Here is a 24,229-nt window from a genome sequence, read left to right as displayed (position 1 = left end):
CCTTTTGCAGCAGGTTTGCGTTCTTTGACGGCGCGCTTGAGGCGGCGCCCCTGTCCGAACTAGCGGAATCCGATGAACGAACTCGATGATGTCTTGAGGCTGCTCGTCGCGGCGGGAACAGGTCTGCTGATCGGCATCGACCGCGACATGAACGATAAACCGGTGGGAATGCGAACCCTCGCGCTGGTCGCTCTCGGCTCCGCGCTGGTGTCGATCTCCGTGATCGAGTTCCAGAACCTGCGCGACCACCCCGATGCGATCTCCAGGGTCATCCAGGGCGTCGTTGCCGGCGTGCTGACGGGCGTCGGGTTCATCGGCGCAGGCGTCATCCTTCACGACAGCAAGGCGATGACGGTTCATGGCCTCACGACGGCAGCAACCGTCTGGATTGCGGCGGGCCTCGGAATAGCCTGTGCGCTCGGCGCCTGGCTGCTCGTCGGTGCGGCGATCGCGGTCACCCTGCTCGTGCTGTTCGTTCTCGGCTGGGTCGAACGTCGCTTGGGCTTGAAATAGCGGCACCCAGGCCGATCCCTACATCAGGAAACAACTGCTCGCCTTGGCCGAACGATACGAGCGCAGGCTGGCCGAGCAGAACCGGAAGATGCCAGGTCGCGCGTGAGAGGTCGACCTTGATGGCGGATGCCTGGGCGAGCCGGATCAAGAAACCTCGCCTGCCCTGTTGCCTGCCCGCGCCATCCCGACCATATTGCCCCCATGACAAAGAAGCCCTTCCGCCTCACGCCCTATCAGGTGCAGTTCCTGCTCGTCGTCGGTTTCGTCACCGTCGGCTGCGCGCTCTATGTGCGTTATCTCGCGATCGAGTTTTCGCAGGTCGCCCTCGCCTGCGACGCCGGGCTTCAGACGCTGATCTGCAAGTCGCGGTCGGTCTCGACTGTGCTGTTCAAGAACTCGGTGTTCGGGATCGTCGCGCTGGTGGTTGCGACGCTGAACCTGATGCGGCCCTCGATCGTGCTGCTCACGGTCGGCCTCGTCGCGGCCGGCCTCGGCATCGTGCTCTACAACGTCGTGCTGTCGGGCCTGGCGATCGGCCTGTTCATTCTTGGATTTGCTCGGCCCGCGCCCGCCACAGCGTGAGCGCGAACAACAGATAGACCGCGCAGGTCCACAGCGACTGCCAATTGTCGCGGCCTTCGTTGAAGAGCACGAAGCCGGCCGACAGCGCCAGCACGCCCGCGAAAACCGCTTCCGCGATCGGTCGCTGGCCGATCTGCGGCCGGTTCAGCATCAACAGCGCGAACGGCACCACCGCCATCGTCAGCGCGGCGTAGGGGAAATCCTTGTAGCGCGGATCGAACACGAAGCCGAGCGCGGTGGCCGCCGCGATCACCGCCGTCACCGCCAGCGTCAGGCCGAGCACGGCGGTGAGCTTCGACCATTTGCGGCCCTCGCGCGGGCCGAGCAGATCGAGGAAGGTCGGAAGGCTGCGGCCGATCACCATCGCCTGCGCGCAGAAGATCGGCGACAGGATGCCGGCGAGCAGCAGCGCGCCCCAGAATAGCCAGCCGCCGATGCCGTAGCTCTCGTAGTACATCTTGTCGGCGCCGATCCCGAGCAGGATCCCCGCCGTCGTCGCCGAGATGCCGACACCGAGCCAGGCCGAGAAGCGCGGCGTCCACGGCCGTCGGCGCAGCGTGATCAGCGCGACTGCGAATACCAGCACGGAAAGGCCCATGCCCGCGCCCATGTACCATTTCCAGTACGGGAAATTGCTGATCGGCTCGCCCGGCGGATATTTCAGGCTCCGGCGCACCGAGTCGTACAGGCCCCAATAGCCCCCGACGGTGCCCTCCAGCTTGCGCTTCCACGGCTGGTCGTAGGACTCGATCAGATTGACCCGGAACTTCCGCGACTTCGCGAGGCCCAGGATTTCCGAGACGACCCGCGCCTGGTTGGTGCGTGACGGCAGCGCACCATCGCGCATCCGCCCCTCGCTCGGCCAGCCGGTTTCGCCGATCAGGATTTCCTTGCCCGGAAACGCCACCACCATGCGCTCGCGGATCGCTTCGACATGGGCGGAGGCGAATTTCGCCTTGACCGGGAAATCCTCCCAATAGGGCAGGATGTGGATCGTGACGAAGTCGACGGCGTCATAGACCTCGCGATTCTTCAGCCAATATTCCCAGACGTCGGCATAGGTGACGGGCACGCTGACCTGCGTCTTCACCAGGCGAATGAGGGAGACGAGATCCGCGGTCGTCATCTCACCGCGCAGCAGCACCTCGTTGCCGACGATGACGGCGGTGATGACGTCGGGGAATTCCTTGGTGAGACGGACGGCGAGCGCGGCCTGCGCGAAGTTCTTGCTGCGGTTGCTGGAGAGCCAGACGCCCTGCAGCACTTTCAGCCCGCCGACCCGGGCGGCGATCGCCGGCACCTGATCGAGGCCGTTCTCCATCGAGTAGGTGCGGACGCAGTCGGTGATCTGCTTGAGCTGGCGCAGATCCTGCTCGATCTGCTCGGCCTCGATATGGGTCCATTCATCCAGAGGCGACTGCTCGCCGCGGAACGGCGCGTAGGAGACGCACTGGACCTTGTCGGCGGGGTCGATCGGGGCGCGCGCGAGCGTGATTGGCGTGGCCAGCCACCACCACACGGCAGCAATCGCACCCAGTGAAACGAGCAGCAGCGCCAGTGGCGTACGAAGTGAAATCGGTTCCGTCCTCCGCGAAGGGTCCGTCGATTACCTGCTTGCACGCCGTCTGCCAAGGGGGTGTCCAAGCGGGTGCCCGAATGCCGATCCACTCCTGCGGATCCGCTGCTCCCCCAAAGGAATAGGGCTGCGGCCGTTCGACCGAGACCTAGCATCGTGACTTTGCTGGACAAAATTCCAAATACAGGTCATGGACTCTGAAAGACTTTTCCGCCGCATTGGAGACCCATTTGGACGCCATCACCGGCGCGTCCGTGGGAGCCTCCTGACGCGGACGGGCAGCGGATACATTGGGGAATTCATGCGGCAACGGGTGTTCGAGTCACGAAATGCGGTCCTGCGGCAGTTCGCCGCCACCTTGGCCGTCTCCTCCCTTCTCCTTCTCGCCGGTCTCGGTGGCGCGTTCGCCCAGAGCGGCACGCCGGCCCCCGACCAGGGCAAGGCCGCCGCCCAGCCCGCCGACGCCGCCAAGGACGCCGCCCAGAACCAGCGCCGCACCGACGAGTTCGCTGAAGCCGCCCAGGTCATCAACGGCCCGGCCGGCAACCCCGAATGCGTCTGGCTCGGCCGGCGCGTGGTGCGGCTGATGTGGCGGGATGACCTCGATACCGCGTTCCGCCATCTCGACCTCTATGACCGCTTCGGCTGCCCCGGCGGCCACATCCAGGCCGCGTTCCGCTGCCTGACCCGGTTCGGCGGCCAGATCGATCCCAAGGTCGCCGAGACCCTGGACAGCCGTGTGCACGCCTGCTGGATCAACCCGGCGGCCCAGCCGCAGCAGGCGGCCGCCGCGGCGTCACAGCCGGCCGCACCGGCCTCAGGCAATCCGCCGGCCCCGCAGCCGGCTGCGAGCCCCTCGCCTGCGGCCAGCCCGTCCCCGGCGCCCCCGAAATAGCCCAGGGCCTTAGTCCCTGCTCGTTTCAGCTGTCGTTCAGGAACGATCGGCCATAGACGCGGTTGGCACTGCCGCGCGTCGTCTCGAAAAGACCATGCCCTCATAAGGACATGAGGCCATGACAGTTGAGAAACCGTGCGGCAGAGGTATGCTCCCTTTGCCGCGGACTTGGTCGGATCTCGGGGTCGGATCCGCTTCCCTGCCTCCTCAGCCCCTTTTGGTTTAGCCGCGATGCGCGTTGTCGCCGCCGTTCTGTTGCTCGTGTCCGCGCTCCACGCAGGACTATGGGGAGTCTTGCGCGACAAGGAGCCCGCGCCCGACTTCAAGGGTCTGCTGCCCAGCGTCTCCTACGCGCCGTTCGAAGGCTCGGCCCACCCCGACATCGACAACATTCCGTCCGTCGAGAAAATCCGCGCCGACCTGAAGACGCTGTCGACGATGACGCGGGCGATCCGCCTCTATTCGTCGACGGGCGGCGTGGAACTGGTGCCGCCGATCGCCGCCGAATTCGGCATCAAGGTCACGGTCGGCGCCTGGATCGACAAGGACAAGGATCGCAACGAGCGCGAAATCAAGGCCGCCATCGAGCTCGCCCGCAAGAACAGCAACGTCGTCGGCGTCGTGGTCGGCAACGAGGTGATCTACCGCGGCGAGCAGAAGGTCGAAGACCTCATCGACATGATCAAGAAGGTGAAGGGCTCGGTCCGCGTGCCGGTCACCACCGGCGAGATCTGGAACATCTGGCGCGACAATCCCGACCTCGGCTCCAGCGTCGATTTCATCGCTGCCCACGTGCTGCCTTATTGGGAAAACTTCCGCTCCGACCAGGCCGTCGACCAGGCCGTCGACCGCTACAACCTCTTGCGCAACCTGTTCCCCGGCAAGCGCATCGTGATCGCCGAGTTCGGCTGGCCGAGCCAGGGCTACAATCTACGCAACGCCGATCCGGGTCCGTTCCAGCAGGCCCTGATCCTGCGCAACTTCGTCAGCCGCGCCGAAGCCATCGGCATGGAATACAACATCGTCGAAGCCATCGATCAGCCCTGGAAGTTCTTCGAAGGCGGCGTCGGTCCGTATTGGGGCATCCTCAACGCCAGCCGCGAGCCGAAATTCGCCTGGACCGGTCCGGTCGAGAACCCCGACTATTGGAAGCTGATGGGCATCGCGCTGCTGGTCGGCGTGCTGCTGTCGCTGCCGATCCTGCGGATCGAGAAGGCGACCGCCAAGCAGGCCTTCCTGCTCTCGGCGACCGCAAATGGCGTCGGCGCCTGGGCTGCGACCGTGTTCGCGTTCTGGAACAGCCACTACTTCATCTTCGGCTCGGCCTTCGCGCTGACGCTGGGCATGATCCTGCTTGTTCCGCTCGTCCTCATCGCGATGGCCCGCATCGACGAGATCGCGGCCGTCGCCTTCGGCCGGCCGCCGCAGCGGCTGCTCACCAAGGACAAGCCGGTCGAGAACGTTCCCGAAGGTTACTGCCCGAAGGTCTCGATCCACATCCCGGCCTATTTCGAGCCGGTCGACATGCTCAAGCAGACGCTCGATGCGCTGTCGCGGCTGAACTACCCGAACTACGAATGCGTCGTCATCATCAACAACACGCCGGATCCTGCGTTCTGGCAGCCGATCCAGGACCATTGCCGCGCGCTCGGTGAACGCTTCAAGTTCATCAACGCCGAGAAGGTGCAGGGCTTCAAGGCCGGCGCGCTGCGCATCGCGATGGACCGCACCGCGGCCGATGCCGAGATCATCGGCATCCTCGACGCCGACTACGTCGTCGAGCCCGACTGGCTGAAGGACCTCGTGCCCGCCTTCGCCGATCCGCGCGTTGGCCTCGTGCAGGCGCCGCAGGAGCATCGCGACGGCGATCTGTCGATCATGCACTACATCATGAACGGCGAATATGCCGGTTTCTTCGACATCGGCATGGTCCAGCGCAACGAGTACAACGCCGTCATCGTGCACGGCACGATGTGCCTGATCCGCCGCGCCGCGATGGACATGGCCGGCGGCTGGTCGTCCGACACGATCTGCGAGGACTCGGATCTCGGCCTTGCGATCCAGGAGCTCGGCTGGACCACCCACTACACCAACACCCGCTACGGCGCGGGCCTGTTGCCCGACACCTACGAGGCCTTCAAGAAACAGCGGCATCGCTGGGCCTATGGCGGCCTGCAGATCGTCAAGAAGCACTGGCGCCGCTTCCTGCCCGGCGCGAGCCGGCTGACCTCCGACCAGAAGCGCGAATACGGCCTCGGCTGGCTGAACTGGCTCGGGGCCGAAAGCCTCGGCGTCGTGGTGGCGCTGCTCAACCTCGTCTGGGTGCCGATCGTTGCGTTTGCCGACATCGCCATCCCCGACAAGATCCTGACGCTGCCGATCATCGGCGCCTTCATCGTCTCGCTGGCGCACTTCCTGTCGATGTACCGCGCCCGCGTCGCCATCAAGCCCGGCCAGATGCTGGGGGCCATGATCGCGGCGATGAGCGTGCAATGGACGGTGTCTCGCGCGGTGGCGCAGGGCCTGATCACCGAGCACATTGCCTTCGCCCGCACCTCCAAGGGCGGCCTCAGCCGCATGTCGATCGAGTTCCAGGCGTTCTGGGAGGCCGTGATCGGCACGCTGCTCCTGGTCGGTGCCGGCGTGCTGATCGTGACCAACAGCTTCCGCCAGATCACCGAGATCTACATCTTCGCCGGCGTCCTGGTGCTGCAGAGCCTGCCGTTCCTGGCGGCGGTTGCGATCGCCATCCTCGAGCTCAGCCGGATCAACTCGTTCCAGTTCTGGCGCGACAGCGCGATCCGCACCGCCGAGCTGATCGGCCTGCGCCCGGTCGCGCTGCCCCACCCGGGCGGCACGCCGCAGCCGGTCCCGAACGAGGTGCGGCGGGAGACGAACTGAGGGGGCGGATGCTCGCGGCGCGGGCGATAGCTCCGCGCCGGCAAACTATCCTTCCAGTTGGGCGTGGATGACGGCCCGCCAATCGGGTTGAAAATCCGGACCTAAACCGCGGACAGCGCAAGAAAATCCCCGCCCCTGCCCCGACTTTCGGCAGCTATGCCCGCTATTGACCTCAGCGCCCCATCCCCCTACACAGCGGGGCCGAAAGCATGATCCGGAAACAGCCGGTTTTCCCCGCGACGCGAGTCTAGCGCAGCGGCAAGACATGCTTCTCGAATGTCCGAACACGATGGCGATCTCTGACGAAGCCATCTGCGGCCATGGGAGCGCGTAGCTCAGCCGGTAGAGCACGTGACTTTTAATCACGGGGTCCTGGGTTCGAGCCCCAGCGCGCTCACCAAGCACTGACCGTATTTTCGGGGTTTAGCTTCTATCTAGCTCGCGTAGCCCGGGTTACAGTGCCGCAGCTCGAATGATGCTGCAGCTCACGCGAACAGCTTGTCGATGTCGTCCTGGGAAATCGCCACGCCCGGCCGCTTCGGACCCTCCATCAAGTTCGGTGCGCTTGGAACAGCAAGCTCGGCGGCCAGCCGCGCCAGTTCCTCTTTTCCCCACATCCGGACCAGCCTGTTGATGTGGTCTTCAATGAACTGCAGCGACTTGACGACTCGCGTGATCCGCTGACCTGTGAGGTCCTGAAACGCGCAGGCCTCGAACACGTTATTCGTGCTATCGACGATTTCGCCGCAAACCGCTGCGACAGTCGGCTCGTCGACGCCCTGCAACTTCGCGACGCTGGCGCCGATCGCCTCCATGCTTTCGAGGATCGCGTTCCCGGCTGCCTCCGTATTCTCGACGATCGCGTCGAGGGTGTCTGTCATCGTCGCGAAACTGCCTTTGCTGTTGCCTTGAAGAGCGGCGAATTCCCGCCGCATGCTGCTAATGTGGCCGAACATCTCGACCAAATGCGTTTTCAGCACCCTCTCTTCTTGCGACGTAATCATCAGAAATCCCCGATGGTGGCGACCTCCCCTTCGTGTGCCACAGCAATCTGCGGCGGCTTCGAAAGGAAGCTTCGAATGAGTGGACGCATTTTCGCGCGTTCAACTTTCGTGGACCACCAAAGCAAGCGATCGTTAAATAAGCGGTAAGGCCGCCCCCCGCGCCAGATTCCGATAGAGTCCAGTAGTCGCCCCGAGATGAACTCCCCGCAGCGTACGCCTATTGTGCCTTACCTCTCTGGGCATATCGGCGATGGTTTGCGTAGCGAAAGACGGCCCACCCGTTCTGATCTGCTCCAAGTGCAGACGGCCGATGACTTTCCTGGCCACGCTGCCGGCAATCTTCACCCTGCCCGGAGCGCATGCCTACCAGTGCCGTCCCTGTCTGCGCGTGGACACCATCCCGCTGGATTGAGGCCGGACCGACCGCGATCGCGCGCGCGACGGTCGCGGTGACAGTCCACTCAACCGCCGACATTGCCTCTGCTTGGCATCTGCAGCGGTTCCCAGAGCGCCCAAAAACCCGCTGACATCTAGCCCGAAACGTGTAGGATTCCCCCAAACCGGAGGAACGGCATGTTTGAAATCAACGGTTTCGACACGGCGGGTATCGTCAGTCTCAAGCGGCCTTCACTCGCCGCCGCCCTCAAGAAGGCCAGGGAGCTGGTTGAAGACGGGTGTTGGGACGTTCAGGTCGTCGATCCCAACGGCCGGGTCTACACCTCGTTCGAGGAGCAGGCGGCCTAGCCCCGAGCGATCTCCCGCCGTTATCCGCCTCGGCCGACATTCGACGAGGCATTGTTCAGCCAGCGCTGCGTTGCTTCGTCGCTCCAGCCAGGGACTGCAAAGCGCGGCGGTGGGCTTGCGGTCGCGTGCGGCCGGTCGACCGCGTCATGGCGCGTACGGGGGCGATGCGCCGTTGCTGCCTCTCCCGCACTGCAGGGGACGAGCGACAGGCCCACGAGACCTGCGCAAAGAAGGGCACGCATCGCGTCAGCTCCTATCGAGCAATCCTCGCCATTATCTGATGCCCCGATCGGCCCACCGCAATTGATCCCCGCTTCACAAGCAGGCGAGACAAGTGCGCTCTTGCGGTGCCCCCAGCCTGCCAAAGCTGTCCCGCCGTTCCATTGCCAGTCCGCTGATTTGGGCGCAGGCTCTCTGTAGGCGCTTCAGACGCCGCACGGGAGAGAGACATGAAGGAACCGGGCCTGGACGGCCGTCACCGCGACAGGGACGGCGAGATCAGCAGGAAGCACGGCAACACGCTCGTCGGCACCTTGCGTAAGATCTATGGAAAGAGCTTTGCGGCCGGGTATCCCGATGCGACGCAGCTCAGCGAAGTGCTGACCCAGTTGAACGAGACGTCGCTGAGCCAGTTGCGTCGCGATCATGACACCGGGCACTTGGGGCACAAGATCGATCACGCCTTGAAGTGATGTTCTGCGCGAAATCCGACGCGCCCCAGCAGCGTGCGCAGCACGCGCTGAACGCGACAACGCCCGAACCAGCCCGCTCGCGGAGCGGTCCGGGCGCCTTCCTGCGCCGCAATGACGGCTGAGGTCAGAACGTCAGCCGCACGCGTGCCGCGCCGGTATAGGCTTGGCTGTTGGCGGCGAACTCGCCGTCGAAGGTCGTCGTCAGCGTCAGGCTCGGCGTGAACCATGTGGTGAGGCCGAGCGAGACGGCCGCAGCGTCAGGCTTGGACTTGGCGCCCGTGGTGGTGAAGTCCGAGCCGGGAATGCCGGTCAGGAAGGCCGTGGTCTGGGCCGCTTGCGCGTAATAATGCGCCCAGCCGGCCCGGGCAAAACCCTGCATGGCCAGCCCGCCGAATTCCGTGGTGCCGCGGGTGTCGAGGCCGAGGGTCGAGCGCGTGGTCGTCCCGGTCTGGCCCTGTACCGTGAGGCCGCCGACCGCGGCGCCGCCGGCCAAGGCATCCTGCTCACTGAAGCCCGGCGTGCGCATGCTGTGCGCGTCGAAGGCGGCATAGGGCGAGAAGGCGACGCGGGCGAGCCGCGCCACCTCGAAGGCCGCCTCGATGCGTCCGCTCCATACCGTCGGCTGATAGCGGCCGGTCACATCGGTGAGCCCGAGAACGGGGATCGCGCGATGCGTCGTCACGTCCATCCAGGAGAAGGCGGCCGCGGCCGTCAGCGTCAGCGCGCCGGTCCGCGTCGTGCCATAGGTGCCGAACTGCGCCACGTTCGCGGAGGCCGAGCCGAGACCGCCGGCGAGCGAGCTCGACGCCGAGCCGCCGGCCGCAGCAATGCCGATCATCGTCGCGGGACTGAAGCGGATGTCGACACCGCTAACGAATTGCATGGCGCGCGTCGAAGAGCGGGCCGAGCCGACATCGGCATCGCCGCTCGTCGTCCGGTACGAGGTGACCGGACCGCCCCAAACGCTGTAGGTCGGCCCATAGCCACGCACGCCCGGCGTTGCACCGGTCGCCTTGTCGATGGCCCCGACGCCAGCCGGACGCGACATCGAAGCATAGGCGAGCGCCGGACTGGCGGAGGGATCGCGCCCCTCACCGTGAATGTCCGTCATTGCGCCGAGGAACTGGCCCCCGACCTGAACACCCATCCGCTGAACGGAGGAATGGACTTCGCCCGTGAGCTGGTTGAGCTCGGAGTCCAGCATGTCGTCGGTCGAATTGTAGAGCGCGAACAGCGGATTCATGTTGGCACCGGCGGCGGCTGCGTTGTCGATCGCCACGGCCACCTTGTCCCTGTCGGTCCTTGCCACCGAGTTGGTCGGCGTCGGCGTGGTGACTTCCGTCGTCACCGTCGTCGTGCCGCCCGATGTCGTCGTGGTCGAGGTCGGCGTCACCGCCTTGGTCGGATTTTCCGAGAGCGTGGCGAGCCGGCCCGGCGTCAGCGTCATCTGCACTTGCGAGCCAGTATAGGTCACGGAGGTCACGAGCCCGGCGCCGACCAGCGAGCGATCGAAGCTGCCGAAGGTGCCGTTGACGCCGCCGGTCGCCGAAAGCAGCGTATAGGGCGTGCTGAACGTATAGGTGCCGCCAAGCGTCTGCGCCTTCAGCGTACCATCGAGCGCGGCCGCGCCGGTGACCCTGACGAGGTCGGACGTCGCTCCGTGAACGCTGGCGAAATAGGTCCCGGTCGCGCCGAAGGTGAGATCGCCATTGACGGTCAGCGTCTGCGGCGTGCCGAGACCCAGCCTGCCGTTGACGATCGTCGTGCCGACCTGGCCGGAACCACCGAAGATGCCGCCCTGCTCCACCGTGACCTGCGAGACGATCGAGCCCGTGACGGCAAGCGCACCGCCCTGGACCGTCGTCGCACCGGTGTAGGTGCTGTTGCCCGAAAGGGTCAGCGTGCCGGCGCCGGTCTTGGTGAGACCGCCCGGACCGAAGATGTCGTTGCCGAAGGTCGAGCTGTAGCCTCGCGTATCGAGCGTCGCGGTGGTGACGAAGGCGCCGTAGCCCTTGACGGCCGCGCCCGCGTTGACGAGGCCCCAGCCATAGGTCGCGTCCGGCGTGATGCTGCCTGCGGTGCGAGTGCCGAGCGCCGTCGCCGTCGTCAGAACCGTCTGCTGCAGGTCGTAATTGGTGAACCAGGAGAAGGCCTGCTTGACGAGCGCGGCAACACCGGCAACCGTCGGCGCGGCGTAGGACGTGCCGGAGCCCGAGGAGTAGTTCGCGCCATTGGCGCCGGCGAGCGTGGTCCCCGCGAGATTGCCGGTGCCGACAGTCGTTGCGCCGGTGAGATCGCCCGGAGCGACCAGACACCATGCCGCCGCCGATCCGCAGGCGTTGCTGTACCACGTCGTCACATTGTTCGCATCGACGGCGCCGACGGCGAGCCAGCCGTTCTGGATGCCGCTGACGACCTTGGGCATGCCGGCGAGAATATCCGGCGACGGCTGCTTTTCGTTGCCGGTGGCGAAGATGAGAAGCGCACCGTTGGCCACTGCGGTTTGCGCGGCGGCGGCGAATTTCGGAAGCTCGGCCACGGCGGCCGCGGGCGTATAGTCGTCGACGTTGCACTTCGCGCCGCCGTTTTGCGCCGAGTTCGTGCCCGTCGCGCAATTGTTGTTGCCGAGACTGAGATTGATGATCTTGACGCCCTCATCGACGAGGCCGGTCACGGCCACGCTGAGCTGCTCGTCGAAAGCGCCGGGAGGGCTGCCATTCGTGTTGATGGCCGCGACGTAGAGGCTCGCGTCAAAGGCCGAGCCATGCATGCCGGAACCGTTGCGCGCGCCGGCGATCAGGCTGGAGACGATGCTGCCGTGGCTGCCGGTCGTGTCGGAATCACTGTTCTGGCCGGCAGGCATCACCGTATACGTGCTCGGGTCGGTCGCGCTTGCATCGAATGCGGTGGTGAAGCGCACGCCGCCGGCGAACTTGCCCGCCGTCGAGAACTCGAAATTCCTGAGATCGATGCCGGAATCGACAACACCGACCGTCACGCCCTTGCCGGTGAAGCCGGCCGCATAGGCCGCAGATGCGTTGATCTGGTTGAGAGCACCGGAGGCGAAATATTCCGGCGTCTGAAACGACGCCGCCGATTGCGCCGCGGCAGGCGACGCCGCCACGGCAGGGAAAAGTGTCAGTGCGGCGGCCGGCAATGTGGTGCGCCAGCGCGAAGCATCGTGCCGGCCAATCTTCTTCACCATCGAAAGTCATTCCTGGTTTGCAAAGCGTTGTTCAGCGTTCCATCACTGCGTGATCGAAAACGTCCCGGTGTTACCAGGCAGGAGTGGGGGGACCTCTCCTGCCTGGCAACTGGCAATAGATGGCGCCCGTCGCAGCGCATGGATGCGCGTGCAACGTGCTAAACGCGAAGGGCCCGTACAGGCAGAACCATGCTGTAGATCGTGTCCGATCGCGGCTACGGCTCCGGAGACTGAGCAAGCCCTCCGTCAGCTCCCATACGCCATTCTCATTTGGCGCAACACAGCGACATCGTCGGCGACGATCAATGCGGATTGATGTTCAAAGAGACGTCGTGCGCCGTGCGCTGGACCCGCAGGGAGCACACGAGGTCGATCGGCGATCAGGCGGAATGATCAATTGCGATCGCAGGGTGCGATCGAGCATTTCGTCACCGACGAAGATGCCGTTTGCGCATGCATGAAGCAGAACGAACGTGAATGCCCGGGACAAGCCTTGGCATGACGACATCCGATAAATGCACAGATACGATAACCCTGCCTCATCGATCGAGAGGCAGGCGGGCCCGGCGCCTCAGCTTTCCGGAGCCGACGTCGCGATCGGCAGGCTCAGCGGAGCGCCTCCAACGGAGACCGGCCCCAAAGGCTTGGCGTCCCGCACCATCCGCTTGCGCATCGCGGGGGACAATCCATAGCGCGCATGCGCTTTGCGAATGGAGGACGTCACGTCCGACATCGTCATCGTGCTTTGCAGCGCATCGATCTTCGCCATCAGCGTGGACAGCTGCGAGGATATCTTCCTCACATCGACCCGCTCGTCCGTGATGCTCTGCCGCAGCGACAGCAGCACCATTGAATCCTGCTGCAGCAAGACCGAGTTTTGATCCGCTGCCTGATTGTTCTGTTGCAGCAACGCGGTGTGTTGCTGCTGGGCCGCCTGAATATCCTTCAACGCCGCGACAACGGGATCCGGCTTTGGCTCGGATGCTTCGAAGCGCGGGAGCAGTTCGGCCAGGCGGCTGACATTCAACGAGGTCAAATCAGCTGACGACGTATAGACGGCCGCCGCGCCGTTGATCGCCAGGGCACACACCGCAAAGGCCAGGATCGATTTGCGGCTGGACCGTTTGACCGGCTCAGGCGCTTCGAGCGTTTCGGGTTCATCGCCGGATGCGGCAGCTGCCAGGGCTGCGGCGTCGAGCTCTTCGGCGAAGCTTGCGGTTTCGATAGTCGCGGTCATCTGCGTTGACCCCAATGAGCGAGCAACAGGCAGCCGCCCCTGGAACGTCCTCACGACGAGCCCTTGTACGCAGCACCCTTACACAACTGTCTAAAATTGTGAGCATTTTGAATTAATTCCACGTTAGCGACCGGGCCCGGCGACCCCGGCCGATTACGGGTGTCTTTGTCGGATCGGCAAGATCGTGGGCACGGCGCTCCGCGCCTTTGTCCCTCTGCGGCAGCCGTTCCCGGGGCAACATTCTCGACAGCGGATTTCCCGAGGATCGCATCGTGCAACTGCTTTGCCCGACGGAGCAAACAAGCCCTTCCGCCGGATTCAAAAAGCCTTGCGCCAGCGCCACTTAGCTACTGTGCATGGGGTTGTTTTCGCGTTTTTGACCGGCGCCCTAGCCTTCGTCCAGCAGTTCGAACAATTCCTCGACCCGCGCGAACGGCGCGTCCTGCATCTTGGCGTGATAGACGACGCGATCCCCGTCGCGCTGCAGCGACTTGCCCCGCGATTTGCGCAAGCGCCCGGGCAGGAACGTCGCGGCGGCCGCCTCGGGGCCGACGTCGAGGCGGATGATGCCTCTGCGTTTGCATTCGAGCCTGATCCGGGCTGCGGCGAAGAAGTCGAGCGCGCCCCTCGGCAGCGGGCCGAAGCGGCGGGCGGTTTCCTCCTCGAGGTCTTCGAGGTCGTCCTCGTCAGTGCATCGTGCGGCGCGCGCGTAGAGCTCGAGACGCACCGGCTCGGATTGCACGTAGGTCTCGGGCAGCATGTCCGCGACCGGCAGGTTCAGATCCGGCACCCACACCGCCTGCCCCTCGTCCAGCTTCTCCGAAGCCATCTTGAGGAGGTGGCTGTAGAGCACGGGTCCGAACACCTGGACGTGGCCGGATTGCTGCTCCGAGAACAGATCGCCCGCGCCCCTGAGATCGAGGTCGCGCTCGCTGATCGCAAAGCCTGCGCCGGGCCGGCTGAACTCCTCGAGCACGGCGAGCCGCTTCTCGGATTGTCCTGATGCCGTCTCGGTCAACAGGTGGGCGAAGGCGCGGATGCCGCCGCGGCCGACGCGCCCGCGCAGCTGATGCAGCTGGGCGAGGCCGAACTTCTCCGGCCAGCACACCACGATGGTGTTCGCGCGCGGAATATCGAGCCCGCTCTCGACGATGTTGGTCGCGAGCAGCACGTCCGCCCTGCCCTCGACGAAGCTCATCATGCGGTCGTCGATCTCGTCGGCCGCCAATCTGCCGTGCAGGCAGACGATGCGTAAGTCAGGCGCCACCGCCTGCACCCGCGCCAGCATCGGATCGAGATCCTGGATGCGCGGACAGATCAGGAAGCTCTGGCCATGGCGGCGCTGCTCGCGCAGCAGCGCCGAGGCAATCGCGGCATCCGACAGCGGCGCGATCCGGGTCGCGACCGGCAGCCGGTGCACCGGGGGCGAGGCGATCACGCTGAGATCGCGGAAGCCGGCAAGGCCCGCGGCGAGCGTGCGCGGGATCGGCGTCGCGCTCATCATCAGCACATGGACGTTCTTGGCGAGGCCCGACAGCTTGGCCTTCTCGGCCGCGCCAAAATGCTGCTCCTCGTCGATGATGACGAGGCCGAGATCGCTAAACTTCACGTCCTTGGCCGTCAGCGCCTGCGTGCCGATCACGACCTTGATCCGACCGCTGCGCAGGCCCTCTTTGGTCTCGCGCAGCTCCGCACCCGAAGTCGCCCGCGACAGGTTGCCAACCTCGATGTCGAACGGCGCAAAGCGCTTCTGGAAGGTTGCCACATGCTGGCGGGCCAGCACCGTCGTCGGCACCGCGATCGCCACCTGCTTTCCCGACAGCACGACGGCGGCCGCCGCGCGCAGCGCCACCTCGGTCTTGCCGAACCCGACGTCGCCGCAGACCACCCGGTCCATCGGGTGGCCGGACGCAAGATCGTCCAGCACGTCGTTGATCGCCTTGGCCTGGTCGATCGTCGTGAAATAAGGAAAGCGCGCGACGAACTTCTCGTAGGCCGAGCCCGGCGGCACCAGCTTCTCGCCGCGCCGCTTGCGGCGCTGGCTGATATGCTTGGCCAACACCTTGCCGGCGACCTGGATTTCGCGCTCGGCTTCGGTGCGGCGGGCCCACCACGTGCTGCCGTCCGCCTTGTCGAGCGAGACCTTGCCGAGCTCGGCTGCGTAGGGCCACATCAAGGCGAGATCAGGCGGCGGCACCAGCACCGCATGGTCGCCCGCGAACTTGAGGCGGATCATTTCACGCATGGCGCCGCCGCCGGTGTTGACGGTCTGCAAGCCATCGAGCACGCCGAGGCCGCGCTGCAGATGGATGACCACCGTGCCCTGCTCGGGCACATCGGCATGGTCGAACGCCGCGCTCCAGGCGCGCGCCAACGGCTGCGGATGATGCGCCCGGCTGCCGAGCACGTCGGAGGCCGTCACGACGACGAGCGGCTTCTTCCCCGGCACGACGAAGCCGGCATCGAAATCGGCCAGCAACGCCGCCTCGCCGCTGCGGCTCCGCGTCGCCTCGTCCCAGTCCTCGCAGCGCGGCGCCTTGACGCCGCTCATCCGCTCCATCACGCGCAGATCGTCCTCCTGCGCAGCGACGAGGATCAGGCGCGATCCGGCCCGCCGCGTCTCCTCGACGAAGGCACGCAGCGCCTTCCGGGCGGATGTCAGCTTCGAAAACTCCGGGATGGTCTGGAACGACGACGCACGGGGCAGCACCTTCATGCCCCTGGAGAGCTGCTTCCAGTCGCGCCGTCCGAGATATTCGCGCTCACGCTCCGCGCGCGGCGCAGCCTCCTCGATCGTATCGAGCCAGCCGTCGGCGTGCGCCGGGACGCCCGCATCGGCGATCCATTTGGCGCGCCCGCAATAGTCGAACAGGCTCGCGCGCTTGCCGCGTTTGCCGGCAAGGCCGAGCCGCTCCGACATCGGGTCGACGAGAAGCTCCTTGGTCTCGAAGATGATCCTGTGCTCGTTCGGATCGAACGCAACGATCCTTCTGATCGCGCGATCCGAGTGCTCGATCCGGAACGGCCCCAGCGCGCCCGCGGGAAAGATCTCGAAGGTCTGGCCATGGAACAGCGCCCCGCCCGGATAATCCGGCTCGTCGTCGAGATCGTATCCGAGGGACTCCAGGCGCGCCTCGAGATCGCCCTCGGAGAAGGTGCCGCCAACCTTCAAGCTCACGCTCAGGCGCGACAGGCTCGCCGGCGGCGGCAGGCGCTCCATCACGGCTTCCGCCGTCGAGACGAGAAACAGCGGCTTCTTGGATTTCGCGAGGCGCCTCAGGACGGAGGCTCTGCGCCCCGCGAGTTCGTGCGACGGCTCCAGCTGATCGAACGGCAAGGTGTTCAAGCGCGGAAACACCAGGACCTCGCAGGAGGAATCGAGCGCGTGAATGACGCTGCCCAGCCGCTCCGCCCTGTTCTCGTTCTCGGCGAGAAAGACGATGCCGCTACGCCCGGACTCTTTCCATTGGCCAAGCAGATGCAGAGCGAGCACCCCGAGCGGCGACGAGGACGAGATCGTGGCTCGCCGCACCGCCTTGCTCGCCCGTGGCGACGTCCTGTTTGGCAACGCTTTGCTTTTCGACGTCCTGTTCGGCAACGTCTTCTTCGGCGACCTCTTAGCCACCCGCGCCTTCTTGGTAAGCCTCACTTGAATCCGTTTCTGGTCGTAAACCGTCGTCAACTGAACGCCAGCCGCCCTCATTCCGATTCGGCGACGTGGCGCCATGCATATGGGATTTGCCCCGTGAACGCACGCCTGGTGGCAACGTTCAGCGCGGCGCGACGATCCCGACACAAGAGCTGTTTGATCGACGTGGACGGAACTGGCGCGGCGCGGGATCTGCGTCTGTCGATGCGACGCTTGGCGTGATTGTAGACGTTCTGCGCACGCAGAGAAACGAAAAACCCCAGCGCTTGGAGCCACGCTGGGGCGTTTCGTTCAAATGAATTGGTCAAGCAATGACGCCTTCATAGCAGCAACTTCGCCGCTCGCCTGTGAACTGGTTCACACACCCTCCGGCAAAACAAACGGATCGGCCGTGATCCGGGATTCGGCGCCTGCCAGGCACAGTCGTTCCGAGACTCCCGGCCGGGCGCTGGCCGGGCCGGCACGTCCCGCTCCGATCACGCCGGAGCGGAATACCGCACTCCCCGTTTGAGTGCGCACGCACCGCGCGCTACGATGTTCTTTTTACGGAGGCTCATTTGAAACCATTGATTTTTATCGCCGCCGCAGCGCTGCTTGCCACGGCTCCCGCCCGCTCACAGGCGCTGGTCGATCCCAGCAAGGTTGCACCCGAGTATCGCGAAGCCGCCGAGAAGCGCCGGGCCGAGCAGTTGCGCCAGCGCGAATGCGCACTGAAGGCGGATCTCGAGAAGGTGCTGCCCAGGGATCGCACCGCCTTTCTGAACCATTGCCTGGACGCGATGGCGGCCAAGCAATAGCGGCCGGAGGACGACGCTTGGCCGCGCGCGTTCTGCGACATCCGGCCGCGAAAGCCTTCAGGCTTTCTTCAGACATTTGGGATGAGCTGAACGTCCATTTTTCAAAGTCATTGTTGTCCGCGCATGAGTTCGGTCCAAATTCAATGCACGCGGTGCAAGAGCGTATTCCGTGATCGCGCCGGGCGGTTGCAGGACGGCTATTCCCGGCAATGTCCAAGCTGCGAAGTGGTGCTGTTCTTCGCCGAGGACTCCCAACATCCCTTCATCAAGCGCGCGATGCGCAGCGCGCGCAAGGCCCGCAAGGAGATGCGCGAGCTCGAGGCCGCGAGGCTCGCTGCGCCCGAACCGCGGGGCACGCAGTCGAGGAGGTTCGCCGGACGGACGCGATCGGCGGAACGCGACGACTAGCTCACCTCCGCCGCTGCTTCCTGGGAAACAGCCGGTCGCGGATGTAGCGCGAGGTCGGCGTCAGGCGGAGGCCGCGCGGCTTCTGCCAGGCGGCGCGGTCGATCTCCTTCTTGTCGCCGATCGCCAGCCTGCCCTTGGCCGTCTTGGCAATGAAGATCGCGTCGTTCATCTTGCGGCCGGAGCGCTTGTTCCTCGCCGTCACTTCCTTCCAGAGGCTGATCCTGCCGAGCTTCAGCTTGGGCAGTTCCTCCTTGATCTCCCGCCGCAGGCAGTCCTTGTCGGACTCGCGCGCCCGCTTTCGGCCGCCCGGGAACATCCACAGGCCGTCCGACCGGCGTCTGACCAACAATACCTTGCCGCGCCTCGCGGCAACCAGCTTGGAAGACTTCGCCATTGCTGCCGTCATTGAAACAGAATCGTCCCAATCGTAACTTGTCTAGTCGAACAGACAAGTTCGCGGCGTGCTTTGATCACAGCTGCGCGCCGTCGGGTCCTGGCGCGGCGCCTCGGGCGAATCGCGCCGGTCGGGGCGAGATCAGCTCTTGCCCGCCCCTGCCCGGTCCTCGGTCCTGATCCAGTCCATCATCATCTCCCAGGCCACCGACAGGATGATCGGCCCGATGAACAGGCCGACGATGCCGTGGGCGAGCGTGCCGCCGATCACGCCGACGAAGATCACGATGGTCGGCGTGGTCAGGCCGCGCCCCATGACGAGCGGCTTCAGCATGGTGTCGATGAAGCCGACGACGACGAGGAACACGGTGAGCAGCAGCGCCGTGGTGACGTCCTTGGCGGTCCAGATCCAGATGATCACCGGCAGCAGCACGAGGAAGGCGCCGATCTGCACGATCGAGAGCAGCAGCACGATGAAGGCGAGAAGGCCGGCGCTCGGCACGGCCGCGAGCTTGAAGCCGATGCCGGCGAGCAGTGCCTGCACGATCGCAACGCCGATCACGCCCTGCGCCACCGCGCGGATGGTCGCGCCCGCGAGCCCCAGGAAATGCTCGCTCTGCTCGGGCACGATGCGAAACAGGAAGCCGCGGCCGGCGGCCACGAGCCGCGGCCCATGCGGGAACAGGAAACCGGCCACGAACACCGAGACCAGAAACTGGAGCGTGCCGACGCCAGCATCGCCTGCGAGCGACAACAGCGGGCCCGCCAGCGGCTGGAGATAAGGGGCCACCTCTCGCAACACGGCCTGGATGTTATTCAAGGCCTGGTCCCAGAGGTCATAGATCCACGGGCCGACGATCGGCCACGACTTGAGCTGCTCCGGCGCCGACTGAAGCGCGACGTTGCCGGTGCCGAGCTGGCGCGCCAATTCGCGCACGCCGTCCACCGCGCTGATGCCGAGCCAGGTCGCCGGACCGATGACGATGCCGAGCGTGATCAGGGTCAGGATCGCCGCTGCGGTCTTGGGCCGGCCGCCGAGCACCTTGGCGACCCAGCTGAAAGCCGGATAGAACGCAACCGCGAGCACGCCGCTCCAGGCCAGGATCGGCACGAACGGGCGGATGATCAGGAAGGTCCAGATGATCAGCAGGGCGAGCAGGCCGAGCCGGATCACGAGCTGGATGATGTCCTCTCCCGTCAGGAGCTGACGGAGACTTTTCACGGGCACTGCTTTCCTTGCGGCATGAACGCAACTTCGGGCGCTTGCGAGGCCTGTCCGTTATTGCCAGCAACGCATCCGGCGTCAAGACGACCGGAACCGCCCCGGGGCCCGCGATGAGGGACACATCGGACCATTCTGCAGTCGAAAGACGATGACACGGCCTCCGAGACAGCTCGCCGAACGCGTTGGGATGCATCTCGGCATCCACTATTCCCTCAAGCCCAATGCCGCGCCGGGCTATTGGCGCTATGTCTATGCCGTCGCCGACAGGGTCCGCTCCGGGCTTGGCTAACGCCCGTTAACCGGATTTCCGCCGGCCCATTTACGCCGCTGCAAACGCCCGCAACTAGCCTGGATCGAGGTCCCCAAAAACACTGCGTGCAATGGCCAACAGCATCTGGACGATCGAAGAATTCACCTGCACCGGTTGCAGCATGAACTACACCGCGACCAGGGAGGAGCACAGCGAAGCGCATGCCGGCCACTTCAAGTGCACCATCTGCAGCGGCGTGGTGCACGCCTGGTCCGGCAAGCATCACTTCTTCGGCTGGAAAGCGGTGACGACGCGGCCGCCTGTGTTCGGACGGCGCTGGGCCGGCGCCGACTGGTAGGCCCAAGGCAAGGGCGCCTCCCGGTCATTGCGGCCTGCGTGAACTGCGGCTTCTGCTCCACTGCGGCACGGGTTAGATTCCCCTTCCCGCAACAGATGCCGATGGCCAATGACCGCTCCCTTCGTTCCCCAGATCGCCCTTTACCGCAACTGGCTCGCCGAGCAGCGCGGCCTCTCCTTCGCTGATTACGAGGCGATGCGGCAATGGTCGGTGCGCGATCTCGACGGCTTCTGGCGCAGCATCTGGGACTATTACGATCTGCAATCGCCGACGCCGTTTCAAGCCGTGCTCACTGAGCGCAAGATGCCGGGCGCGGTCTGGTTTCCGGGCGCGCAGGTCAACTATGCCCGGCAGGTGTTCCGGCACGTCGATGCGGCCGATGCCGCCGGCCTGCCCGCGATCGTCAGCAGCGGCGAGGATGGCAGGATCACGGAGACGAGCTGGCCGGAGCTGCGGCGCAAGGCCGCTGCGCTCGCGCTGCATCTGAAGGACAAGGGCATCAAGCCCGGCGACCGCGTCGCGGCCTATCTGCCCAACATTCCCGAGACCATTATCGCCTTTCTGGCGAGCATCAGCATCGGCGCAGTCTGGAGCGTCTGTGCGCCGGACATGGCGGCACCCGCTGTCATCGACCGCTTCAAGCAGATCGAGCCGAAAGTGCTGATCGCCTGCGACGCAGTCACCTATGCCGGCCGGCGGCACGATCGCAAGGACGTCGTTGCCGAGCTGCGGCGATCGCTGCCATCAGTCGCGCATGTCATCCTGCACAGCGAGGCCGGCGCGTCAGCTGCGCCCGACGCCTTGCTCGGCGAGATCACGGCCAAAACCGGCGCTGCGGTCGACGCGTTCGAGCCGATCTGGCTGCCGTTCGATCATCCGCTCTGGATCGTCTATTCCAGCGGCACCACCGGGCTGCCGAAGCCGATCGTGCACGGCCATGGCGGCATCGTCATCGTGGTGCTGGCGCTGCTCGGGCTGCACAACGACATCGGCTGCTCGTATCACCCGAACTCGTTCGGCGAGCGCTATCACTGGTACTCGTCGACCGGCTGGATCATGTGGAACAGCCAGGTCGGCGGCCTGCTCGGCGGCACCACCTGCTGCATCTTCGACGGCGGCCCCGGCGGCACCAGGGACAAGCCGGACTGGACCACGCTGTGGCGCTTCGTCGCGCGCTCGAAGGCGACCTTCTTTGGCGCTGGCGCTGCGTTCTTCGCCAACTGCGCCAAGGCCGAGATCGATCTTGCCGCATCCGGCGATCTGTCGCGGCTGCGCTGTCTCGGCTCGACCGGCTCGCCGCTCAGCGCCGACACGCAAGGCTGGTTCAACGCCCGCTTTGCGGCGCTGTCGAACAGCAACGGCAGCAAGGCGCAGGCGGACATCTGGTGGGCCAACATCTCCGGCGGCACCGATTTCGCCGGCGCCTTCATCGGCGGCAATCGCGAGCTGCCGCAGACGCCGGGCGCGATGCAATGCCGCCTGCTGGGCGCGGCCGTCGAGGCCTTCAGCGAGCAGGGCCGCGCCGTCACGGACGAGGTCGGCGAGCTCGTCTGCACCGAACCGATGCCGTCGATGCCGCTGTATTTCTGGAACGACAAGGACGGCGCGCGCTATCGCGCCAGCTATTTCGAGACCTATCCGGACAACTTTGACGGCAGCGGCCGTGGGCCGGTGTGGCGGCACGGCGACTGGCTCAAGATCAATCTTGATGGATCCTGCATCATCTACGGCCGCAGCGATGCCACCATCAACCGCCATGGCCTGCGCATGGGCACCAGCGAGCTCTATTCCGCGATCGAGGCGCTGCCGGACGTGCTGGATTCCCTCGTCGTCGACCTCGAATATCTCGGTCGCGACAGCTACATGCCGCTGTTCGTGGTGCTGCGCGAGGGCGTGGCGCTCGACGCCGCGATGCAGGCCAGGATCAACAAGGCGATCGAGTCCGGCCTGTCGCGCCGCTTCTTGCCGAACGAGATCTTTGCCGTCGCCGAGATCCCCCGCACGCTCTCCGGCAAGAAGCAGGAGCTGCCGATCAAGAAGCTCCTGCTCGGCCAGCCCGTCGAGAAGGTCATCAACAAGGAGGCGATGGCCAACCCCGCCTGCCTCGACTGGTATCTCGCCTTCGCGCGCGACTATCTGGCGCGGACCGCGGCGTGAGGGAAGATCGCCCCAATTGCGCCGGTGTCGTTTGGACTCCGTTCACCGATCGCCGCTAGATCAGGATGGATCCTTCGCGCGCCGAACCGCAGACATGGCCGACCTCAACGCCGTCCTCACAAGGCTCAACGACCGCCTGCTCCGCCTCGAAGGCGAGCTGTTCGTGCTGCGCTCGCTGGCGCGCGCCACGCTGACCGCGGGCGACGACCATGCGGTGCGCATGCGCAAGCTGGTCGAAGCCGCCAAGGTCGCGCTCGACGACGAGGCCAGGCGCCCCCTCGACAAGCCGACGCGCAAATATGTCGATGCAGCCACCGCGCTGGTGGATGAGTTGCTGGTCGAGCCGACGCCGGCACGACCGCTGTTCACGGTGATCGACGGCGGCAGGCGCGACTGAGCGCGCCCGCCCTGGCAGGGCGATCGATTATCGCCCGTACAGTCCGGGCGGTTGCCGGCCATTCCGATAGCATTGACCGTCCGCGTAATTGTAGGCGAAGCCATCCGGGCAGAGCCCGCCGCGTCGTCCGTAATATTCGGGCTGCCCGTAGGCACCGGGCGCGTGCGCACCGTTCGGATAGCAGCTGCCGGTGGAGTAGTTGTAGTCGTAACCGTGAGGGCACAGGCCGCCGCGTCGTCCGTAGTACTCGTGCGGCCCGGGATCGCGCGTGTAGACACCCGGCGCATGATAGTCGTTGGGATAGCAGCGGCCGTTCGAGTGGTTGAAATCATAGCCGTCCGGGCAGCGTCCGCCTGGAGCAGCCCTGAACTGAACTTGCTCCACCATGGGGGCCGGCGATGCCGCGGGCACGGTTGCGAACCCAAGCAGGCCAGCCAGCGCAAGAGCGATCATGACGTCTCCTCCAAATCACGGGGACAAAGCCTAGCAGGATTCGTGTCCCACGAAACGACCTCGGGGGATTGAGCCATGGCCGGCCTGAACCATGCATGAACCGGTCCGGGGCTGCGACGATGCGTCGTCCCCAGCGCGCGGCGCGAGAACCCTTTAGATCGACGCGGAATTCTCTGCCTTGAGCCGGCTGAGGCCCGCCTCGATGATCGCGATCTCTTCGTCGATCTGACCGATCGGCAGGCTGAAATCATAGCCGGACCTGCTCTTCAGATCGACCGCGAGCCGCTGCCTGTGCATCATCAGCTCGTCGAGCCCGCGGCGGTTCTTCAGCCGCACATAGCTGTCGACGATCTGCTCAATGGCGCGCGGCATGAAATGTGTCCCGGCGAAAACACCCGCGCGGCGCACCCACGCCGGCGGGACATTTTCGATGTCGCGGTACGCAATACAAATCCGCGACGGATTCGTCGATACGCCGGGCGGGTTGAGATCGCGTTACCAGGCGATGATTTCGCAACACGCGGTACGAAAAGGCCGCTGACGATCGCGCCAGCGGCCCAAGCCGGGTTCAAAAACGGATACGGATTGAAATGTCGCCAGCCCCGGTAGGCGCACTCTTATCAGCCGGCCAAGCCGACCTCTGTTAAAAACGAAACACAGGAACCGACTTATCCGCCGCTTGCCGCCCCACCGTGGCCGCGCGGCAACGCTAGCAGTCTGCTGAAAAACCGGCAAATTCGTTGCTGATTGGCGTTTGGGTTGGACCTTGGTCGGAAGTTTGATGTCGGAGCGG

General features: G+C 65.3%; 22 protein-coding genes and 1 tRNA gene. 14 read left to right on the top strand and 9 right to left on the bottom strand.

Features of this window, described 5'->3' with window-relative positions:
• The first annotated feature begins 72 nt into the window (after positions 1 to 72).
• Positions 73 to 513 carry an MgtC/SapB family protein gene (locus tag UNPF46_RS16005; protein ID WP_100174798.1) on the top strand — a complete coding sequence of 147 codons (441 nt, stop codon included), beginning with the start codon at positions 73 to 75 and terminating at the stop codon, positions 511 to 513.
• Between the two features lie 201 nt (positions 514 to 714).
• Entirely contained in the window at positions 715 to 1,095 is a 381-nt protein-coding gene (locus UNPF46_RS16000) for a hypothetical protein (RefSeq protein ID WP_100174799.1), read from the top strand.
• On the opposite strand, the gene UNPF46_RS15995 is transcribed toward UNPF46_RS16000, so the two are convergent.
• Positions 1,055 to 2,614, bottom strand: a complete 1,560-nt coding sequence (locus tag UNPF46_RS15995; protein ID WP_246668675.1) for a glycoside hydrolase family 17 protein — start codon at positions 2,612 to 2,614, stop codon at positions 1,055 to 1,057. The two genes, UNPF46_RS16000 and UNPF46_RS15995, sit on opposite strands and share 41 nt — an antisense overlap.
• Positions 2,615 to 2,972: 358 nt before the next feature.
• Here UNPF46_RS15995 and UNPF46_RS15990 point away from each other — a divergent pair, with 358 nt between their 5' ends.
• The 3 genes from UNPF46_RS15990 to UNPF46_RS15980 all read left to right on the top strand — a co-directional run bounded on the left by UNPF46_RS15990 (position 2,973) and on the right by UNPF46_RS15980 (position 6,867).
• Positions 2,973 to 3,566, top strand: a complete 594-nt coding sequence (locus UNPF46_RS15990; RefSeq protein WP_142250646.1) for a beta-1-3, beta-1-6-glucan biosynthesis protein — start codon at positions 2,973 to 2,975, stop codon at positions 3,564 to 3,566.
• A 231-nt stretch (positions 3,567 to 3,797) separates the two neighbouring features.
• Positions 3,798 to 6,467, top strand: coding sequence for a glycosyltransferase (locus UNPF46_RS15985; protein ID WP_142250645.1), 2,670 nt, complete (start codon positions 3,798 to 3,800; stop codon positions 6,465 to 6,467).
• Between the two features lie 324 nt (positions 6,468 to 6,791).
• A tRNA-Lys gene (locus UNPF46_RS15980) sits at positions 6,792 to 6,867 on the top strand.
• Positions 6,868 to 6,952: 85 nt separating this feature from the next.
• Here the strand turns inward: UNPF46_RS15980 and UNPF46_RS15975 are convergent.
• Positions 6,953 to 7,471: a protein phosphatase CheZ gene (locus UNPF46_RS15975; protein WP_100174803.1), complete on the bottom strand. Its 519-nt coding sequence runs from the start codon at positions 7,469 to 7,471 to the stop codon at positions 6,953 to 6,955.
• Between the two features lie 573 nt (positions 7,472 to 8,044).
• Here UNPF46_RS15975 and UNPF46_RS37530 point away from each other — a divergent pair.
• Entirely contained in the window at positions 8,045 to 8,215 is a 171-nt protein-coding gene (locus UNPF46_RS37530; RefSeq protein ID WP_174718691.1) for a hypothetical protein, read from the top strand.
• Positions 8,216 to 8,664: 449 nt separating this feature from the next.
• Positions 8,665 to 8,907 (top strand): hypothetical protein, encoded by a 243-nt coding sequence (locus UNPF46_RS15965; RefSeq protein WP_142250643.1) that lies wholly within the window; start codon positions 8,665 to 8,667, stop codon positions 8,905 to 8,907.
• A gap of 124 nt (positions 8,908 to 9,031) precedes the next feature.
• On the opposite strand, the gene UNPF46_RS15960 is transcribed toward UNPF46_RS15965, so the two are convergent.
• From UNPF46_RS15960 to UNPF46_RS15950, 3 genes are all read right to left on the bottom strand, one after another.
• Positions 9,032 to 12,112, bottom strand: a complete 3,081-nt coding sequence (locus UNPF46_RS15960) for an autotransporter serine protease (RefSeq protein WP_142250642.1) — start codon at positions 12,110 to 12,112, stop codon at positions 9,032 to 9,034.
• 571 nt (positions 12,113 to 12,683) lie between these two features.
• A complete protein-coding gene (locus UNPF46_RS15955; RefSeq protein ID WP_100174807.1) occupies positions 12,684 to 13,349 on the bottom strand; it encodes a hypothetical protein in 666 nt (221 codons plus the stop codon).
• Between the two features lie 388 nt (positions 13,350 to 13,737).
• Positions 13,738 to 16,842: a DEAD/DEAH box helicase gene (locus UNPF46_RS15950; protein WP_181769962.1), complete on the bottom strand. Its 3,105-nt coding sequence runs from the start codon at positions 16,840 to 16,842 to the stop codon at positions 13,738 to 13,740.
• 25 nt (positions 16,843 to 16,867) lie between these two features.
• Between UNPF46_RS15950 and UNPF46_RS38540 the strand changes: the two genes are divergently transcribed.
• From UNPF46_RS38540 to UNPF46_RS38685, 3 genes are all read left to right on the top strand, one after another.
• Entirely contained in the window at positions 16,868 to 17,002 is a 135-nt protein-coding gene (locus UNPF46_RS38540; RefSeq protein ID WP_283811667.1) for a hypothetical protein, read from the top strand.
• 553 nt (positions 17,003 to 17,555) lie between these two features.
• The gene (locus tag UNPF46_RS15945; RefSeq protein ID WP_100174809.1) at positions 17,556 to 17,795 is read left to right on the top strand and encodes a hypothetical protein; all 240 of its coding nucleotides are present in this window, start codon (positions 17,556 to 17,558) and stop codon (positions 17,793 to 17,795) included.
• 225 nt (positions 17,796 to 18,020) lie between these two features.
• Positions 18,021 to 18,203 (top strand): hypothetical protein, encoded by a 183-nt coding sequence (locus tag UNPF46_RS38685; RefSeq protein ID WP_430649756.1) that lies wholly within the window; start codon positions 18,021 to 18,023, stop codon positions 18,201 to 18,203.
• A 1-nt stretch (position 18,204) separates the two neighbouring features.
• Here the strand turns inward: UNPF46_RS38685 and UNPF46_RS15935 are convergent, their stop codons facing one another.
• The gene (locus UNPF46_RS15935) at positions 18,205 to 18,597 is read right to left on the bottom strand and encodes an NUDIX hydrolase (protein WP_100174811.1); all 393 of its coding nucleotides are present in this window, start codon (positions 18,595 to 18,597) and stop codon (positions 18,205 to 18,207) included.
• 141 nt (positions 18,598 to 18,738) lie between these two features.
• Entirely contained in the window at positions 18,739 to 19,824 is a 1,086-nt protein-coding gene (locus tag UNPF46_RS15930; protein ID WP_100174812.1) for an AI-2E family transporter, read from the bottom strand.
• Between the two features lie 145 nt (positions 19,825 to 19,969).
• On the opposite strand from UNPF46_RS15930, the gene UNPF46_RS37525 reads away from it, so the two are divergent.
• The 4 genes from UNPF46_RS37525 (at position 19,970) to UNPF46_RS15915 (ending at position 22,983) form a co-directional block, all read left to right on the top strand.
• Positions 19,970 to 20,110, top strand: coding sequence for a hypothetical protein (locus UNPF46_RS37525; RefSeq protein WP_181769959.1), 141 nt, complete (start codon positions 19,970 to 19,972; stop codon positions 20,108 to 20,110).
• Positions 20,111 to 20,201: 91 nt separating this feature from the next.
• Positions 20,202 to 20,429 (top strand): hypothetical protein, encoded by a 228-nt coding sequence (locus UNPF46_RS15925; RefSeq protein ID WP_100174813.1) that lies wholly within the window; start codon positions 20,202 to 20,204, stop codon positions 20,427 to 20,429.
• Positions 20,430 to 20,537: 108 nt separating this feature from the next.
• Positions 20,538 to 22,586 carry an acetoacetate--CoA ligase gene (locus tag UNPF46_RS15920; protein WP_142250640.1) on the top strand — a complete coding sequence of 683 codons (2,049 nt, stop codon included), beginning with the start codon at positions 20,538 to 20,540 and terminating at the stop codon, positions 22,584 to 22,586.
• 94 nt (positions 22,587 to 22,680) lie between these two features.
• The gene (locus UNPF46_RS15915; protein ID WP_142250639.1) at positions 22,681 to 22,983 is read left to right on the top strand and encodes a hypothetical protein; all 303 of its coding nucleotides are present in this window, start codon (positions 22,681 to 22,683) and stop codon (positions 22,981 to 22,983) included.
• A gap of 27 nt (positions 22,984 to 23,010) precedes the next feature.
• On the opposite strand, the gene UNPF46_RS15910 is transcribed toward UNPF46_RS15915, so the two are convergent.
• Together UNPF46_RS15910 and UNPF46_RS15905 are read right to left on the bottom strand one after the other, a co-directional pair.
• Positions 23,011 to 23,436: a hypothetical protein gene (locus UNPF46_RS15910; RefSeq protein WP_100174816.1), complete on the bottom strand. Its 426-nt coding sequence runs from the start codon at positions 23,434 to 23,436 to the stop codon at positions 23,011 to 23,013.
• A 153-nt stretch (positions 23,437 to 23,589) separates the two neighbouring features.
• Positions 23,590 to 23,808 (bottom strand): hypothetical protein, encoded by a 219-nt coding sequence (locus UNPF46_RS15905; protein WP_142250638.1) that lies wholly within the window; start codon positions 23,806 to 23,808, stop codon positions 23,590 to 23,592.
• Between the last annotated feature and the right edge of the window lie 421 nt (positions 23,809 to 24,229).

This window comes from Bradyrhizobium sp. UNPF46 (assembly GCF_006658625.1).
Classification (GTDB): Bacteria; Pseudomonadota; Alphaproteobacteria; order Rhizobiales; family Xanthobacteraceae; genus Bradyrhizobium; species Bradyrhizobium nitroreducens.
This window is presented reverse-complemented; position numbering and strand designations above follow the sequence as displayed.

Excerpts from the sequence above, each read along its gene's own strand:
- UNPF46_RS16005 (WP_100174798.1), top strand. The coding sequence starts at position 73 with ATGAACGAACTCGATGATGTCTTGAGGCTGCTCGTCGCGGCGGGAACA.
- UNPF46_RS16000 (WP_100174799.1), top strand. The coding sequence starts at position 715 with ATGACAAAGAAGCCCTTCCGCCTCACGCCCTATCAGGTGCAGTTCCTG.
- UNPF46_RS15990 (WP_142250646.1), top strand. The coding sequence starts at position 2,973 with ATGCGGCAACGGGTGTTCGAGTCACGAAATGCGGTCCTGCGGCAGTTC.
- UNPF46_RS15985 (WP_142250645.1), top strand. The coding sequence starts at position 3,798 with ATGCGCGTTGTCGCCGCCGTTCTGTTGCTCGTGTCCGCGCTCCACGCA.
- UNPF46_RS15975 (WP_100174803.1), bottom strand. The coding sequence starts at position 7,471 with ATGATTACGTCGCAAGAAGAGAGGGTGCTGAAAACGCATTTGGTCGAG.
- UNPF46_RS37530 (WP_174718691.1), top strand. The coding sequence starts at position 8,045 with ATGTTTGAAATCAACGGTTTCGACACGGCGGGTATCGTCAGTCTCAAG.
- UNPF46_RS15965 (WP_142250643.1), top strand. The coding sequence starts at position 8,665 with ATGAAGGAACCGGGCCTGGACGGCCGTCACCGCGACAGGGACGGCGAG.
- UNPF46_RS15960 (WP_142250642.1), bottom strand. The coding sequence starts at position 12,112 with ATGGTGAAGAAGATTGGCCGGCACGATGCTTCGCGCTGGCGCACCACA.
- UNPF46_RS15955 (WP_100174807.1), bottom strand. The coding sequence starts at position 13,349 with ATGACCGCGACTATCGAAACCGCAAGCTTCGCCGAAGAGCTCGACGCC.
- UNPF46_RS15935 (WP_100174811.1), bottom strand. The coding sequence starts at position 18,597 with ATGGCGAAGTCTTCCAAGCTGGTTGCCGCGAGGCGCGGCAAGGTATTG.
- UNPF46_RS37525 (WP_181769959.1), top strand. The coding sequence starts at position 19,970 with ATGACACGGCCTCCGAGACAGCTCGCCGAACGCGTTGGGATGCATCTC.
- UNPF46_RS15925 (WP_100174813.1), top strand. The coding sequence starts at position 20,202 with ATGGCCAACAGCATCTGGACGATCGAAGAATTCACCTGCACCGGTTGC.
- UNPF46_RS15920 (WP_142250640.1), top strand. The coding sequence starts at position 20,538 with ATGACCGCTCCCTTCGTTCCCCAGATCGCCCTTTACCGCAACTGGCTC.
- UNPF46_RS15915 (WP_142250639.1), top strand. The coding sequence starts at position 22,681 with ATGGCCGACCTCAACGCCGTCCTCACAAGGCTCAACGACCGCCTGCTC.
- UNPF46_RS15910 (WP_100174816.1), bottom strand. The coding sequence starts at position 23,436 with ATGATCGCTCTTGCGCTGGCTGGCCTGCTTGGGTTCGCAACCGTGCCC.
- UNPF46_RS15905 (WP_142250638.1), bottom strand. The coding sequence starts at position 23,808 with ATGCCGCGCGCCATTGAGCAGATCGTCGACAGCTATGTGCGGCTGAAG.